This window comes from Flavobacterium sp. IB48 (assembly GCF_016405855.1).
Lineage (GTDB): Bacteria > Bacteroidota > Bacteroidia > Flavobacteriales > Flavobacteriaceae > Flavobacterium > Flavobacterium ginsengisoli.
Window position 1 is genome coordinate 1 of the sequence record NZ_JAEFCA010000020.1, and the last position, 2,169, is coordinate 2,169.

The following is a 2,169-nucleotide window of genomic DNA, read 5'->3' on the forward strand; positions in this document are numbered from 1 at the left end:
GTTGAGCAGCGCATAGACCTGCTTCTGCCATTAATGACGCTGGAGGAAAAAGTTGGGCAGATGAACCAATACAATGGCTTTTGGGATGTTACCGGACCGGCGCCAAAAGGCGGAACAGCCGAACTGAAATACGAGCATTTAAGAAAAGGCCTTGTGGGATCGATGCTGACAGTCCGCGGCGTTAAAGAAGTTCGCGCAGTGCAGAAAATTGCAGTGGAAGAAACCCGTTTGGGAATTCCATTAATTATCGGCTTTGACGTGATACATGGCTATAAGACGTTAAGCCCGATTCCGCTGGCAGAAGCGGCGAGCTGGGACTTGGAAGCGATTAAGAAATCGGCGGCGATTGCGGCAGACGAGGCTTCGGCATCCGGAATCAATTGGACTTTTGGGCCAAATGTCGACGTTGCAAATGATGCGCGTTGGGGACGCGTGATGGAAGGCGCGGGAGAAGATCCGTATTTGGGAAGCAAAATTGGCTATGCAAGAGTAAAAGGCTTTCAGGGAGAAACCATTGCAGATTTGGCTAAAGCAAATACGATTGCGGCTTGTGCAAAACATTTTGCGGCTTACGGTTATGTTGAAGCGGGATTGGAATATAATATTGTGGATATCAGCAATTCGAAATTGTACAATTCAGTCTTGCCTCCTTTTGAAGCAACGGTTGACGCTGGAGTTCGCACGTTTATGAATTCGTTTAACACTTTGAATGGCGTTCCTGCAACTGGAAATGCCTTTTTGCAAAGGGATATTCTAAAAGGAAAATGGAAGTTTGACGGATTCGTGATTTCCGATTATGCTTCAATCCGCGAAATGATCGCACACGGTTATGCAAAAGACGAAGCCGATGCAGCGGCAAAAGCCGTAATTGCAGGTTCTGATATGGATATGGAATCGTATTTGTATGTAGCGAAATTAGTTGATCTGGTAAAATCTGGAAAAGTAAAAGAAGCTTTGGTCGATGATGCGGTTCGCCGAATTCTTCGAGTGAAATTTGAATTGGGATTATTTGATGATCCGTACAGATATTGCGATGAAAAACGCGAAAAAGAAGTTGTGGGAAGCAGAGCCAATAACGAAGGCGTTTTGGATATGGCAAAGAAATCGATCGTTTTATTGAAAAATGAAAAGAATCTGCTTCCGCTAAAAAAATCAGGTCAGAAAATCGCTTTGATCGGAGCTTTGGCAAACGATAAAAACAGTCCGTTGGGAAGCTGGAGAATTGCGGCTTCAGACGATACCGCGGTTTCGGTTTTGGAAGGGATGCAGCAGTACAAAGGCAACCAGCTTACTTTTGAAAAAGGGGCAGATTTATTAAAACAGAAAGCAACTTTCTTAACGGAAACCGTTTTCAATACAACAGACAGAAGCGGATTTGAAGCGGCTAAAAATGCGGCTAAAAATGCCGATGCCGTAGTAATGGTTTTAGGCGAATACGGATTCCAGAGCGGTGAAGGAAGAAGCAGAACCGATTTGAATCTGCCAGGTTTGCAGCAGGAATTATTGGAAGAAATCTATAAAGTGAATCCGAATGTGGTTCTGGTTTTAAACAATGGACGTCCGTTGAGCATTCCGTGGGCGGCAGAAAATGTTCCTGCCATTGTGGAAGCTTGGCATTTGGGAACCCAAGCCGGAAATGCAGTTGCGCAGGTTTTGTACGGAGATTACAATCCGAGCGGAAAATTGCCGATGTCATTTCCTAGAAATGTGGGGCAGGTGCCGATTTACTATAACAAATACAGCACAGGAAGGCCGATCGATAGCGATAAAAATGTTTTCTGGTCGCATTATATGGATGTCGAGAAAACGCCCCAATTTCCGTTTGGTTTTGGATTGAGCTACACGACTTTCGATTATAAAAACCTGAAATTGAATAAAACATCTTTTGCAAAAGGAGAAAAAATTCAGGTAAGCGTTGAAGTTGCAAACTCTGGAAATTATGACGGAAAAGAAGTGGTTCAATTGTACATTCATGATGAATTTGCAAGCATCGTCCGTCCGATTAAAGAATTGAAAGGTTTTGAACTGATAAGCCTGAAAAAAGGGGAAACCAAAACGGTAAGCTTTACTTTAACGGATAAAGAGCTTGGTTTTTACGATAACGAAGGAAATTATCTGGTAGAACCGGGAACTTTTAAAATCATGGTTGGAGGAAGTTCTGATAAAGGT

Annotated in this window: 1 protein-coding gene; it reads left to right on the forward strand. The window is 43.3% G+C overall.

Going from position 1 to position 2,169, the window contains the following annotated elements:
- On the forward strand, positions 1-2,169 hold a 2,169-nt coding region (gene bglX / locus JC605_RS23560; RefSeq protein WP_198858522.1), incomplete at both ends, for a beta-glucosidase BglX.